The 13,979-nt window shown below is 60.6% G+C and carries 12 protein-coding genes and 1 pseudogene; 7 read left to right on the top strand and 6 right to left on the bottom strand.

The annotated features are described in order from the left end of the window. Positions 1-577: 577 nt before the first annotated feature. Positions 578-1,699, bottom strand: coding sequence for a DNA topoisomerase IB (locus tag XI06_RS05625; protein WP_271604774.1), 1,122 nt, complete (start codon positions 1,697-1,699; stop codon positions 578-580). Between the two features lie 260 nt (positions 1,700-1,959). On the opposite strand from XI06_RS05625, the gene XI06_RS05620 reads away from it, so the two are divergent. After that, positions 1,960-2,784: a ribonuclease HII gene (locus tag XI06_RS05620; RefSeq protein ID WP_271604773.1), complete on the top strand. Its 825-nt coding sequence runs from the start codon at positions 1,960-1,962 to the stop codon at positions 2,782-2,784. Between the two features lie 28 nt (positions 2,785-2,812). On the opposite strand, the gene ligD is transcribed toward XI06_RS05620, so the two are convergent. Beyond that, positions 2,813-3,760 (bottom strand): non-homologous end-joining DNA ligase, encoded by a 948-nt coding sequence (ligD, locus tag XI06_RS05615; RefSeq protein WP_271604798.1) that lies wholly within the window; start codon positions 3,758-3,760, stop codon positions 2,813-2,815. A gap of 770 nt (positions 3,761-4,530) precedes the next feature. Here ligD and XI06_RS05610 point away from each other — a divergent pair. Beyond that, a complete protein-coding gene (locus tag XI06_RS05610) occupies positions 4,531-5,565 on the top strand; it encodes an AI-2E family transporter (protein WP_271604772.1) in 1,035 nt (344 codons plus the stop codon). A 198-nt stretch (positions 5,566-5,763) separates the two neighbouring features. On the opposite strand, the gene XI06_RS05605 is transcribed toward XI06_RS05610, so the two are convergent. Next, positions 5,764-7,056, bottom strand: a complete 1,293-nt coding sequence (locus XI06_RS05605) for an Nramp family divalent metal transporter (RefSeq protein WP_271604797.1) — start codon at positions 7,054-7,056, stop codon at positions 5,764-5,766. A gap of 200 nt (positions 7,057-7,256) precedes the next feature. On the opposite strand from XI06_RS05605, the gene XI06_RS05600 reads away from it, so the two are divergent. The 5 genes and pseudogenes from XI06_RS05600 to XI06_RS05575 all read left to right on the top strand — a co-directional run. After that, a complete protein-coding gene (locus tag XI06_RS05600) occupies positions 7,257-7,601 on the top strand; it encodes a DUF1236 domain-containing protein (protein WP_271604771.1) in 345 nt (114 codons plus the stop codon). An 89-nt stretch (positions 7,602-7,690) separates the two neighbouring features. Then, on the top strand, positions 7,691-8,113 hold the full coding sequence (locus tag XI06_RS05595) for a hypothetical protein (protein WP_271604770.1): 423 nt from the start codon (positions 7,691-7,693) through the stop codon (positions 8,111-8,113). A gap of 809 nt (positions 8,114-8,922) precedes the next feature. Further along, positions 8,923-9,114, top strand: a complete 192-nt coding sequence (locus XI06_RS05585) for a hypothetical protein (RefSeq protein WP_271604768.1) — start codon at positions 8,923-8,925, stop codon at positions 9,112-9,114. Positions 9,115-9,450: 336 nt separating this feature from the next. Then, the gene (locus XI06_RS05580; protein ID WP_271604767.1) at positions 9,451-9,681 is read left to right on the top strand and encodes a DUF6894 family protein; all 231 of its coding nucleotides are present in this window, start codon (positions 9,451-9,453) and stop codon (positions 9,679-9,681) included. 205 nt (positions 9,682-9,886) lie between these two features. Next, positions 9,887-10,551 (top strand): annotated as a pseudogene (locus tag XI06_RS05575) (hypothetical protein); the annotation flags it as partial. Positions 10,552-11,111: 560 nt separating this feature from the next. Here the strand turns inward: XI06_RS05575 and XI06_RS05570 are convergent. The 3 genes from XI06_RS05570 to XI06_RS43440 form a co-directional block, all read right to left on the bottom strand. Next, a complete protein-coding gene (locus tag XI06_RS05570) occupies positions 11,112-12,368 on the bottom strand; it encodes a hypothetical protein (RefSeq protein WP_271604766.1) in 1,257 nt (418 codons plus the stop codon). Between the two features lie 29 nt (positions 12,369-12,397). After that, on the bottom strand, positions 12,398-13,576 hold the full coding sequence (locus XI06_RS05565) for a zinc-dependent alcohol dehydrogenase (RefSeq protein WP_271604765.1): 1,179 nt from the start codon (positions 13,574-13,576) through the stop codon (positions 12,398-12,400). A 169-nt stretch (positions 13,577-13,745) separates the two neighbouring features. Then, entirely contained in the window at positions 13,746-13,874 is a 129-nt protein-coding gene (locus XI06_RS43440) for a hypothetical protein (RefSeq protein ID WP_333909309.1), read from the bottom strand. Positions 13,875-13,979 lie beyond the last annotated feature (105 nt).

Here is a 13,979-nt window from a genome sequence, read left to right as displayed (position 1 = left end):
GATATTCGCGGCTACCGGTTCCGTGGCGGCACGTAAGCGTCCCTGCCTTGTTTACCCCTTCGCGATGACCGGGGCGACTTCTAGATCTTTATGCGCGGCCGCGGCTACCCTGCTTCAAATGTCGGCCGCCCGTCGCGCCGCGAAGTGGCACTACAAGATGGGCGGTCGGAGGCGACGCGCAGTTCGGCATCTGCGCAGATTGTGTTTCGGCGCGGGGTCCCGAGCATGATCGGCAACGGCGTCTCATCATTCCAATTCAGCGAAATCAATGGCCTGGCGGGGTCCCGTTGATGCCGATGGGGGTCATTCTTGGATCAGCACTCACAGCCATGCCGCTCTGAACTATCGAACGCGCTTCGATTCGGCTATTGGGCGGCCGATTTATGCACGGCGCATTTTACAGAGCCAGCAAAAACGGCGAGGTGTGGATGGAAGCCGAACCGGGGACTATGGCCGGCCGCGAACGTCCCCCCCTCCAGACCACACGCAGCAACCCGATTCGAAACGAGAGCTCGTTTCCGCCGACCAGAGCGCGTGCCGCTGAGGCCAGCTTGCAACCGATCGCGGAGGGCACCGTCTAAGAACTGGTCGCGGGACTAGGCGGGGCCTTCAGAGAATCGAGACGCTTGCGCAGAAACGCCAGAACCATGATCTCATCGGAAGTGAGCTTGGCGTACTGGCGCTTAAACTTCTGCGCGATCTTAGCTTCGATCATCTTGACGAGATCGCCGGACACGTAGGCGTTCAGGACTTCCGGGTGCACGTAGCACTTGCGGCAGATTGCGGGCGTGTTGCCGAGCTGCTTCGAGACGCTCTCGATCGCGGCAACGACGTTGCGCTTCGCCTCGGCCTGGCTGTCGTACTTCTTGAACTCGGTCAGCGCCAACGCCGCCAGTACCGTCCCCGCCCAAGTCCGGAAATCCTTTGCGCTGAAGTCCTCGCCTGTGATGTTCTTGATGTAGGCATTGACGTCGCCGGAATCGACGGTGCGGGGCTGCCCGTCGTCGTCCAGGTACTTGAAGAGCTCATGTCCCGGGATTTCCGCGCAGCGCTTCACGATGGCGGCAATCCGCTTGTCCTCGATGCGAAGTTTCCACTGTTTGCCCGATTTGCCCGTGAAGTCGAACCGAAGGACGCCGCGGCCCACCGCAACGTGCTTTCGTCGCATTGTGGTGAGCCCGTAGGATTTGTTCTTCTCGGCATACTCGGCGTTGCCGACCCGGATCAAAGTCTTCTCCAGAAGACTGACGATCGTGGCCAGAACCTTCTCGCGAGGTAGCCCTTCCAGCTTCATGTCGGCCGCGACACGGTCGCGCAGCGCGGGCAGCGCGGCTGCGAACTGGATGATGTGTTCGTACTTGTTCTGGTCGCGCAGCTCGCGCCATTTCGCGTGGTAGCGGTACTGCTTGCGGCCCCGCGCATCGAGCCCGGTCGCCTGGATGTGGCCGTTCGCCGAGGGGCAGATCCAGACGGATTCATAGGCCGGCGGGATACCGATGGACTTGATGCGTCGGATGACGGCGGCATCGGTGATGCGCTTGCCGTCCTTGTCGTAGTAGCTGAAGGTAGTCCCCGTCCGCTTGCGGGTATAACCGGGGGCGGAGTCGCTGACATAGCGAAGGCCTTCTTCCGCAATGGTGGCTGCGACCTCGGCGGTGCGGTCCAGAACCTGTTCTTCGTTGCGAGTCTCTCGGAGCATGGGCCGGTCCCTCGGAAGCACCCTGGGATCGAGGCTCCACTCCTTTGTAAAGGAATGAAGACAGCGGTTGGTTCCGTTCAGGAGATTGGCGGGGTCGTAGATGCAGATCTGTAGTCGCGCAGCATACCGGCGAATAGCTAGAGCCGGCGGTTCCTTTCGAGGGGCGCTGCGCAGGTTGACGATGGCGGCAGGCCTAACTTCAGACAATCGCCACAAAGTTTACGGACACGCTTCGCCGATTAGTCTGTGCGAAGGCCGCTATGTCCCAATATTCACTCGATGTGCTGCGTCAGCGCTATGTCGTCGAGAAAAGACCGCTCGAGGCCAGCGTGGAGCAGATCTTGCGGGGCGACAGCCGCGCGGGAGCGCGTGCCATCCTGGCAGCGGTCGATAAACGCCGCTTCGAAAATCGGTCCGAAGGGCAGCGTCTCCGCAAGATGCTCAGTTTCGAGACCTCTCTCTGGGGGAGCGGGCTTCATGCCGTGGCGGGCGTGGACGAAGCCGGAATGAGTCCTCTCGCAGGCCCGGTCTCCGCGGGCGCGGTGATCCTAAAACCCGGCACGCGGATCATCGGCATCGACGACTCGAAGAAGCTCGACGCTGCGGCTCGCGAGGAACTCGCGAAGGAGATCAAGGCAAAGGCAGAGAGTTGGAGTGTGGCGTTCGTGGAGGTCGAGGAGATCGACGCGATCAATATCTACTGGGCGGGCATCCAGGCCATGCAGCGTGCGGTCCGGGGGCTGGGATTGACGCCGCAACACTTGCTGATTGACGCGAAGCGATTGAAGGAAATCGACCTCCCCCAGCAGGCCATCATCAAGGGCGACGCCAAGTCCGCGAGCATCGCTGCTGCGTCGATCCTGGCGAAAGTCGAGCGCGACACGGTCATGCGGGCTCTCGACGTCCGCCACCCCGGCTACGGCTTCGCGGATCATAAGGGCTACCCGGTGCCAGCCCACTACGATGCTCTCGCCAGGCTTGGTGCATGCGCAGCTCACCGGAAGTCGTTCGGACCTGTACGCAAGGCTCTCGGGTTGCCGCCCCTGCCGCCGTGGCCTTCCGCAACAGAGCGCGCGGCCGGTTGACCGGGGCGGACGTCTCTTCACGGCGGCGCTATCTTCGAGACCAACTCTTTTCGCGAACGACGTCCTTTGCCTTTTTGTCGGACCGGAGGCCGAGATAGACTGGCTGGCGCAGCTCTCCCTTGCTAGTCCACTCCGCGAACTTCACCTCTGCGACCAACGAAGGACGCACCCAGGTCGTGACCTGTTCATCCTTCACCTTGGCGGGAAAGGGCGACTTGGCCGTCTTGAGCTTCAGGAGCTTGCCGTGGAGCTCTTCGAGAACCTGGTGACTGAAGCCGGTGCCGACGTGGCCGATGTACCGCCACCTATCGTTTTCGCGCACCGCCAGGACGAGGGCGCCGAAAAAGGGCCGGGTTCGCCTCGGCGCTGTGAACCCGGCGATCACGACCTCCTGCCGCTGCGCGGTCTTGACCTTCAGCCAATCGGCGGTCCGGCGTCCGGACGCGTAGGGGCTGTCGGCGCGCTTGGCCATGATGCCTTCGAGATGTCTCCGCTCGGCTTCTGCGAAGAACTCGGATCCCTTGCCTTTGCGGTGCTTGCTGAACGCAATCAGCTTGTGGCGCGGCAGGATGCTCTTTAGCCGCTTCTTGCGCTCGAGAAGCGGCAGCGCGCGCAGATCCTCACCGTCCGCGAACATGAGGTCGAACGCGCAATACAAGAGCTTGGCTTCATGGCGCAGGGCGTTCTGGAGCAGTTGGAAATGGGAGACGCCGTCTTTGCCGATCGCGACGAGCTCGCCATCGATCACGGCATCTCCCTTCACGCCTTCGAGGGCTTGAGCGACCTCGATATAGGAGTGGCTGATGATTTTGCCGTTCCGGCTGTACAACGCCACCTTGCCCCTGCGGATGTCGCAGACCATCCGGAATCCGTCGTACTTGTCCTCAAATACCCAATCGGGATCGTCGAAGGGAGCATCGGTGAGCGAGGCCAGCATCGGCTGCAGGCGCTTAGGCAACGTCGACTTTCGGCTCATTTCGGAGCCGACCGCGTATCGCGAACTATCTGCTCTGTTCGGCCGCCACGGAATGTCCCGATCACGCTCGTCCGAACCGAAACGAAAGCTTTCCAGAGTTTCGCGAACCAAGGGATCGTGAGCAGCTTCGGCTTCACGACGACGAAAAGCCGCTCCACGACCAGAATGCTGACCGCGTAGCACCCCACGATCATCGCCGTCCCGGTGATCCAATGGCCCTCTCCTGCCACCGCTACCGAGACGAGCTTCAGAGGCTCTACCGTAGCCGCCGGTAGTGCCAGCAAGAGGAGGGACGGATAGGGGCGAAGTCCCTCGATCGACTTTCTTAAGCTCATGCGATGCTCCTCCGGGGAAGAACGAGGGCATCCTCCCGGTTGTTCCTGGTAACGGAACATACGTCGCCTTGTCTCGTTTTAAGCGTGCAGGGCCTGAGGAGGAACGACTAGATGCGCGCGGTCAACGAACGCGGCGGCGAATTCAAGGACGAAATATTGCGCTTGGAGAATGAGGTAGCCACCTGGCGTAATAGACGGATCCAGAAACGAGGGACCACGACAGGCAAAGTGCGTGTGGTTCGTATCTCCAAGCGTGTGGTCCCGCAGTCTGGTCCGTCAGCGGACCAAACGTCAGGTACCGCAAGGCCGTAGCGGCGCAGCCGGGAAAGGCCCGAAGGTCGCATGACCGCCACAGCCAACGGGATACCGAAGAGACTTAATTCAGCTGCCTCGCCGGCCGAACAAAAGCCGCTCCCTCTAGGGGCGGGGGCGCGCATGAAGGCCAGAATTGTCCTGGCACTATTGTTGGTCGTGCTTGGACTTTGGACCGCGGCGAGCTTCCTGCCTGCCCTCATATGGGCCGCCCTTATGGCAGTTGCGCTGTGGCCTGTTTATCTGGCATTCGCCAAACGCGTCTCGGGTGGTCCGTCCGGGTCGGCAGCGCTCCTCTTCACCGTCCTCGTCGCCCTGATCCTCGTGACGCCGATTGCACTTGCAGTGTACGAGGTCGCGCAACAAAGCAACTTGCTTGCCGATTGGCTGAAGAGAGCGCGCGAGAGCGGCATCGGGGTCCCCGACTGGATCGCCCGCCTGCCGATCGCCGCCGAGAGCATGGAGCAATGGTGGCGAGCCAATCTTTCCGATCCGAAGGCAGCCACTGAATGGCTGAAGTCGGTGAATGCGGACAACGTATCCGAGCTCTTTCGAACGTTGGGCGGCCAGCTTGTGCATCGGCTTTTCCTCTTGTTTTTCTCGTTGCTGGTCTTGTTCGCTCTGCTTCGCGGCGGTCGCTCAGTTGCAAGCCGCTTCCTCGAGACTTGCGACAGGCTCTTCGGAGATGCGGGAGAAGGTCTGGTCGAGAAGATGATTGATGCGACCCGTGCGACCGTGAACGGTACAGTGCTGGTAGCCCTTGGCGAAGGATTGGCGATAGGCATCGGCTATTTCGTCGCTGGGGTGCCCAACACGCTGATATTCGTTATCTTGACGACGGCGTTTGCGATGATCCCGTTCGGCGCCTGGGTGGCATTCACCGTTGCAGCCATCATCACGATATCGGAGGGTGGAAGCGGGATCGCTGCGGCCGCAGTGTTCTTGTGGGGCTCAATCGTCATGTTTGCCGGCGACCATTTTATCTGGCCGACGCTGGTGAGCGGCTCAGCGAGGCTCCCATTCCTGCTCGCGTTCGTTGGAATTTTCGGCGGCTTGGCCGCATTCGGCCTTGTTGGCCTCTTTGTGGGCCCAGTCATCATGGCCGCGCTATTGGCGATGTGGCGCGAGTGGATTTTCCGGCCTATTCCTGAGGCATGACAAAGCCGCTATCGCGGAGACGGGCATCGCCCAGTTAACCTAACATGGCAACCAACATAGGTCCTCAGCGGGAGCGGGATCGTCGGCCTCTTATGCCGCTGTGTTTTGAGGACGTCGTCACCAATCGAGCCCCCATCAGCGGCGGGCCAGATTTAAGAAACTGTTTCGCTCCAGCCGGAGTCGCGATCGGTGAGTCGATTAGCTCCATATAGTAAAAGCCATACCGACGATGCACAAAAACATTGCGATGGTTGCGATCCATCCAAGCCAATAGACAGGTCCCGAAACCACCAAATCGCCCATGACCGATTTCCGCCGCACCAGCAGCATCATGACAGTCATGATCGGCGCAGCCAGCACACCGTTGATGACCGCGCTCCAATAGAGTGCCTTGATCGGGTCTAGCGCCGTGAAGTTGAGCCCGACACCGAGCGCGACCGATAGTGCGAGCACGCTGTAGAACGCTACAGCCTCCTTCGGCTTGCGCGACAATCCGACAGGCCATTTGCGTCCCTCTCCGATTGCGTAGGCGGTCGAGCCGGCTAGGACTGGGATCGCAAGCAGGCCAGTTCCGATGATGCCGAGGGCGAAGATCAACTCGGCCAGCGCACCCGCGACGGGCCTCAATGCTTCCGCGGCCTGGGCGGACGATTCGATGTCGGTCTTTCCGGATGCGTGCAACGTCGCGGCGGTTGTCATGATGATCGCGAGGGCTATGACGTTCGAGACCGCCATGCCGACGAGCGTATCGATCCGGATTCGCTTTACCTCCTCTTTCTCCTTCTGAGGCTCCTGCTTGAGCGGCTTCTTGTCGGGATCGATCCGCTGCTCCTCCGCTTCCTGAGAGGACTGCCAGATGAACAGATAGGGCGAGATCGTCGTCCCAAGAATCGCGACCAAGGTCGTGAGAAAGGGTCCGCTCCATTCGATCTTCGGAACGAGCAGCCCTTTGAGGGCCGCGCCCCAAGGCACTTTTGCGAGAAAAAGCGCAATCACGTAGGCGAAGAGCACCAGCGTCAGCCATTTTAGGATGGAGACGTATTGCTCATACTTAAAGAAGATCTGCGCGATCACTGAAACCGCGCCGAACACCACGACGTAGAGCGTGCCCGGTCCGCCGATCAGAAGCTTGAGGGCATCGCCCATCGCCCCGAGGTCCGCGGCGACGTTGATCGTGTTGGCCACGAAGAGCAGCAGTATCATGGACCAGATGACGGGAGCAGGGAAATTCCGGCAGACGTTTCCTGCGATGCCGTGGCCAGTGACCCGACCGATGCGTCCGGAGATTTCTTGGATTGCGGCCATCAACGGATAGGTGATTAGCATCGTCCAGCCGATGCCGAATCCGAGCTGGGCGCCCGCCTGACTGTAGGTGCCGATGCCGGAAGGATCGTCGTCGGAAGCGCCGGTGATCAAGCCGGGACCCAGGCGCTGCAAAAAGCTGTCCTGATCTTCATTCTCGACCGGCCGCTTGCTCGCACCCGCCTTCATCGTCACGTCCGACCCTCCGCTTGTTTCAAGCCACGGAACCGTAAACGCTCCGGCCGTCCTAAGGGTCCGCACGGCCGCGCGCGCCGTCGATTTCAGTTGCGCTTCGCTCGGGAAAAATAGGCAATTTCCTCACGCGAATCCGGAACCTTGCCATCATTCGCGGGTTCTCGCATGCCGCATCCTGCGGCCAGGAGATTTTCATGAAGAAGCTGATGCTGACGTGCGCGGCTGCTGCGCTGATCTCGACGGGCGCGATGGCGCAGTCCACCGTCGTCACCACCACCGGCACGGGACATGCCGCCGCCGTACAGATCGAGCCGGAATACCGCACGAAGATCCGCACCTACGTCACCGAGCACAAGGTCCGTCCAGTGGAGACCCGCGAGAAGATCGTCGTCGGCCAGCCAGTGCCGCGCGAAGTCGAGCTCGAGGCGGTGCCCGCCGACTGGGGTCCCTCGCTCACCAAGTACCGCTATGTCTACTCGGGCGAGCGCGTGATGCTGGTCGATCCGTCGACCCGCACGGTCGTCCAGGAGATCGACTAATCCCTCCAGTGGCGGGTCGCTGAACGAAGCGACCCGCCACTCCAATCCACCCCGCCGATACCTGATTTCTCTTTTGCGAGCGGCCGTTCATGCCGATCATTCGTTATTTCGTGTTCGTCGGCGGACTGCTGCTGGCGCTGCTCTTCGCTGCGGACCGGTATCTGCCGGCGCCGGTTGAGCAGGCGGGCCCGTCCGAGCCGGACAGGACCATCATCCGGATCACCTCGGCGAGAAGCCTACCGGAGAAGATCGTGTTCGACACGCGTCCTCGCACCGATGTGCCGATCATCGCGCAGGCCGATCCGGTCCCTGTAGTACCGCAGCACCAGGTGCGCGAAGCCATGGCCGCAGTGCCTGCCGCGCCTGCCATTGAGGTGAAGAAAGAGACAGCTGTGCGCGCGGCCGCAGCGGCTCGCCCGCATCCGAAGCGCTCGGCAAAACTACAGAAAAGAGCGCCCGACCGGCGTCTTGCCTTCGAGCGGCCCGAACCATTTGCCGGCGGATGGTGGTGACGAATGCTGGCGCGTGATGTCGAAAAAAGAAAGGCCGCGCCTTCCATAGCGCGGTCCCGTTGCATGCGGACCGACTTCGCTCATCAGTGCCGGTAGTGCCGATGCCAGTGGCCAAACGACCAGCCCGCGTCTCCAGCGCCACCGCGCGTCACGCGAGCGGGCCCGCGCAAAAGCGTGCTGCGCGCGCTTTCGGGCTGACACGGATATAACCGAGGTCGTACCTGGCTTTTCTCGGGCGACTCACGGCCGAGAAGGGCCGGCCTGCTTCAAGAGGAAGCTCGAGCCTGATCGACAAAGAACATCCTGCTAGTCATCAAGGTTGATGAAGTTCGCGAGTATGCTTGCGGAGACACGACCCCGGCCTCGCAGGGGGCTTGGGGTGCTCCGCCAGCTCGGCGGCGAGCCAGCGAAAGTCCCAAGCTTGTCCGGCAGCCTTTGCTCCTGAACCTGCCCGGGGCACGTGCGCCAAGCTTCCCGATTTACTAAAGGCCTAGTTTCATTCACGGAACCGAAACCGGCCATCTCCGTTTTGGAGTCGTTTGAAATCATTCTTGGGAAGGCGCCATGACGCAGCATCGTCGTAGGGTCATACAGACCCGCTCCCTCGAAGAACGAATGGCGGAACAGGCGGCAAAGCTAAAAGAACAGGCCAGCCAGTTACCCGCTGGAGCCGAGCGAGAGGCCCTGCTGAAACGAGCCAGGATTGCGCAGACCGGCGCGCATCTGAGTGATTGGCTTCGTTCACCCGGCCTACGGCCGCCCGAATGAATCTCCACTAATCAATGCTGCCTGTCCTGAAGGGGTGGGATGTGAAGCTGCTCGGCGAGTATCTCGAACACGCCATCCAGTTCGAACGGATGGCGGCCGAAGAATCGGACCCTAAGTTGAAAGCGGCGATGGAGAGCCAAGCGAAGGCTTATCGTAGGATGGCCGCGAAGCGAGCCAAGATGCTCGGCTTGCCGGAGCCTAGCCCTCCCGAACAGAAGACTCAGAAGGGCTAGGGAACAATTGTCCACTTTGGTACTTATTGAGTCGCCTTTGGCAGGGTGATTCCCGTGAATTTTTTCAGTAGCGACAAATTCTCTGGACCGAAGACGCGGGAAGAGCAGCGCTGCAAATGCGGCGCGCAGCCCCGACTGGCTCATACGATGATGGACCCAGTGCGCGGCCGGACCGTGCGCATGTTCGAGTGCCGGTGTGGCGAGCGCTCTTGGACCGAGGACAAAGAGTAAGGCCTGCCCGGTTTGGCGCCTCTGTCTGCGAGCCTAGTGGTCCGGATTGATCTTGAGCCGTCGCCTATTTTGGAACGTGCACTCGCTTGTCAGCATTACTGGCGTATGCCGCGCTTTTTCTTCCACGTGACCCACAAACGCTACGAACCTGACGTTGAAGGCGAGGAATTGCCGGACAAGCACGCCGCCTGGCATGAGGCTACAGTGACGGCTGGCCAGATACTCCAAGGCCTCGACGGGAAGTTAACGCCGGACCAGGGATGGAAGATGGAAGTCACGGACGAATTTCAAAACACGCTGTACGTCTTGCACATCAAAGCCGAAAAGCCAAAGTAAGACCGTTCAGTTGTCGGCCTCTCATGGCGTCCGTCGCGCTCGATGATCCATGATCGCAAAGCTCGGATCACCTCGCTCGCAGTCTGGCCAGACATCGGCGCGACGACAAACCGCGAAACCTGACGAGCTCGCCGCAGCTGAGCCCACCGAAATGGCCGGAGCTCTTCGTCAGCTGAGCCGGGATCCGGAATTTCTGGTCGAGCACAACGCCAGCTATTACCGGCTTCTTCCAGATCAGAAGCGTTACTACATCAACGATACTGGTACCGGGAACACGGTAAATCTGTCGCATCGACGCGTGCTTCAGCTGGTTGCAGAATTCCCTTCGCTACAGGGCAACCGAGATGAGGGTCGACGGCTTTCGTTTCGATCTCGCGACCATCCTGGCGAGAGAGCCGTACGGCTTCGATGAGGGCGGCGGCTTCCTTAATGCCTGCCGCCAGGATCCTGTCCTATGTGAAGAGCTGGATGTCTAGGACGTGACGTGGCCGTCGCCGACCGGCGAAGAAATGGCCGACGAGCAATGGCAGGATAGCAACGCCAGAAGTTTCGGGATGCTGCTCGATGGACGCGCTCAGGAGAGCGGGATCAAGCGGCGCGCTTCGGACGCCACATGCTGCTGATCTACAACGCGCACCATGACATCGTGAACTTCACGCTGCCCGCCGTCGCCGAGGGGCGCAATTGGACGGGACTTATCGACACGAACCAGCCCGAAAATGAGATGCCAACTTTCAAGTTCGGCATGCTTACGAGGTCACCGGACGATCGTTGCTCGCGTTTGTTCTAATTGCCGACAATGTTGCTTCGCCCGATGTGCGGCGAAGCCTTGATGCCGTGCTTGAAGTTTCCGAGATGCCCTCATTTTGAGACTTTCCGCTCAGACTCCGGCGACCCACAGCCGCAGGAACTCCCTCCATCCACTGCGAGTCTCCAAGCGTCCGGCTGAGGCTCCGACATTGACACCGTTGGCTGAATACATCGTTGTGCGCCCGCCGCTCGCCGCCATCGGCCCAAGAGGAACGACGGTCCAGATAAAAGGTTGACATAACGGTCTGTGCCGCGAACCAGTTTCGCGGCATCCACCCGGAACGGCCCCTCATCGAACGCGCGTTCGGTGGCGGGCCGGTTTTCGTTCTGCGGCGCCCGCTGAGAGGCGTTCCCGTTCACAGCAAAATTTGTACGAAGTGCCGCACTTTAGGAGCGGTCCGCCTTGCACTCCTTGATGCTGAGATCGGAGACCCAATCGCCGTCGGTCTCGGCTTGCGTCGCGGAGCGACGACATTCCTCAGCCTTGATTCTAAACCGATCTGCGTCTGACAAGCTGTCTTCCTCGCAGTGACAATCGGTTTTGAGGGATAGCATTCCTGTGAGCGGCGCCGTTGACCCGCTTGTCCGCGTCTTCCGACGGATATTCTTGACGCTCGGGATCAGGCGATTGAAGCAAGCCACCAATCGCCAATTGCGTGAGTCAGATCGCTCCAAAGCCTCGAGGGAAGATCGGGCACGGCTATGCGGACGCTGTAACGATCGGTCGTCAGGTCGTGGCACCACTCCGTCGCAGCGAAATCGAACCCGAAGCTTCCAGCGTGACGGATAGGAAACCCGAGTTCGCTCAGCTCCTCACTCATGGCGGCGGCCGCCTGCCGAGCCGCCGCCTCGTCGAGAGATCCCAACCTGACGTATAGTCCGTGAACGGGTCGCAGCTGCGACGGCACGCCTCGCAGCCTCGAGGCGAAATGCCGGGAGGAAAAACGACCGTTACGAAGGATCGAAGCCATACGCCTCCTCGTCAGACGACGGTAGGAGGACCTGCCCAAGAAGGGCGGAAAGTGCGCCGGCAAGGCTGCGTTGCCGAGGAGCCTGATGGCGTTGCGCGTTTCCGTCATAAGCTCCTCCAGGAAGGAAGAGGGCACCCGCTCCGTCGCGATATCGTTGCGGATCAACGTAATGGAACCCAGCCGCCCGTACTCCGCACCTAACGAATCCAGCTTGTTATGACTTCTGATCAGGATCAGCGGAATTCCCCGGCGCCATGACCACCGGACGACCTGCCCAATACGACCTGAACTGCTGGCGAAACATGTCGTATCGAAGATGACGAGGTCGAAATGCAGCTTCCCGCAATTGATGACGTCGCCGAAATCGCGAGATGAGACGCACGAGTCCAGCAGCAGAACCCTGCGAGAGTTGCTGTTCGCCGGGACATTCTCGACCGACCCGACCACCAGGTGCAATGGACGAGCATAGCCGTCGATCAGCTCCAGCGTTTCCCCATAGGAGCCTGGCAGTGCAATGACCTCCGCACCTCTCATCGACTTGGAGAGTGCGAGGAGCAGCGAAGCAATCGCGGCCATGCCGGATGCCGCATAGATCGTTTGTCGAATGTGTCGCTCATCGAGCGAGTAGAATGACGGTCCTTCCACGGCAAGGTCGGCCCGTTGATAGTCGTATTGAAATTTGAAGGACCCGCTGAATGGACGCGCGCTGCCGGCCCAGGCTGTTTCGGTGGCGTTCCACTCCTGCATCTCATGCGCGGCCCTGAGAACCGCAGTGAGCTGAAATTTACGACGGATGACTTCGGCGACCGAACCTGGACGATCCAGTGATAACGGTGCGGCCAAGCAGCTGTTCAAAAGCTTCAGTTCTTCGAACTTGCGATCGAAATATGCGTCCGTGCTCTCCATTGTCATCCTGCTCGGATAGCCGACAGTCGTCAGGCTCCGAAGGGCTTCATCACGACCTTGATGCAGCCATCTTTCTTGTCCCGGAAAGTCTTGTAAAGCTCCGGTCCTTCCTCAAGTGTCGCGCGATGGGTGATGACGAAGGACGGATCGATCTCGCCCTTCTGGATGCGCTCCATCAGCTTCGGCATGTAATGCTGGACGGGAGTCTGAGCCATCCGGAAGGTAAGGCCGCGATTGATCGCGCTGCCCATGGGAATCTTGTCCAGATAACCACCATAGACGCCGACGATCGAAACCGTCCCGAAATTTCGGCAGCATTCGATGGCCTGGCGAAGAACATGCGGCCTGTCCGTTCCCATGAAGGTTGCGACCTTAATCCGGTCAATCACGGAGCCAATGCTGGCCGTCGTCTCAGGCTCGGTGCCCACAGCGTCGATGCAGGAATCCGCGCCGCGCCCACCGGTCAATTCCTGGATGCGATCGTAGATGTCGTCCTTTTTGAAATCGAGCACCGTTGCGCCCGACTGGGCGGCGAGCGCCAAGCGCTCCGGAACGGTGTCGATCGCCAGGACGCGCTCTGCGCCCAGCAGAAACGCGCTCTTGATCGCGAATTGTCCGACGGGGCCGCATCCCCATACGGCTACTGTCTCGCCGCCCTTGATGTTGCAGAATTCGGCAGCCATGTAGCCGGTCGGAAAGATGTCCGACAGGAACAGCACCTGTTCGTCACTGAGGCCTTCCGGAACCTTGTATGGTCCGACATCGGCGTAGGGCACCCGCAGGTACTCCGCCTGTCCGCCGGCGAAACCTCCGAGCATATGCGAATAGCCGAACAGGCCGGCAGGGGAGTGTCCCCACATCTTCTCGGCCATCTTGGCGTTCGGGTTGGACCGCTCGCATCCGGAGTAGAAACCGTTCTTGCAGAAGAAGCATTCACCGCAGGAGATCGTGAAGGGCACCACGACTCGGTCTCCGACCTTGAGCTTGGTATTGTTCTTACCGACGTCGACGACCTCACCCATCGTCTCGTGGCCAACGACATCGCCTTTTTCCATGCTCGGCATGACGCCGTCGAACAGATGCAGGTCCGACCCGCAGATCGCGCAGGCGGTCACCTTGATGATGGCGTCGCGGCCATGTTCGATTTTGGGGTCCGGCACTGTCTCGCATCGAATGTCGCCTTTGCCGTGCCAGGTGAGAGCTTTCATTGGGGAACTCCAAGCGAGGGATGACGGGTAAGCGGAATTGCGCCTCGAAGTTCCTATCGCGTTAGGAACGGCCGAAGCCCAGCGCGATTAGACAGCCAAGTTTCAGACAGCCGAGAGCAGAGATGGACAGGCAATTTGCAACCGTGACCGGCGCATCGACGGGGATCGGTTACGAGTTTGCGCGCATCTGCGCGCGCGAAGGATTGACCTGCTGATTGCCGCGGACGAAGTGGAAATCGAACAGGCGGCCACCGATTTGAGAAGTGAGCCTGGTGCGGGCGCCGTCGAGGCTCTTCACGTCGGCCTCGCCACGCAGAAGGCATCGACCAACTCCACGCGTCGGCCAAGGACCGTCCGATCGACTTTCTCATGGCGAATGCCGGTCGCGTGCTCTGCAAGGCTG

The organism is Bradyrhizobium sp. CCBAU 11434, assembly GCF_028128895.1.
Taxonomy (GTDB): Bacteria; Pseudomonadota; Alphaproteobacteria; order Rhizobiales; family Xanthobacteraceae; genus Bradyrhizobium; species Bradyrhizobium zhengyangense.
Note: the sequence above shows the minus strand (reverse complement) of the source record. Positions and strands in the feature narration are given on the sequence as shown.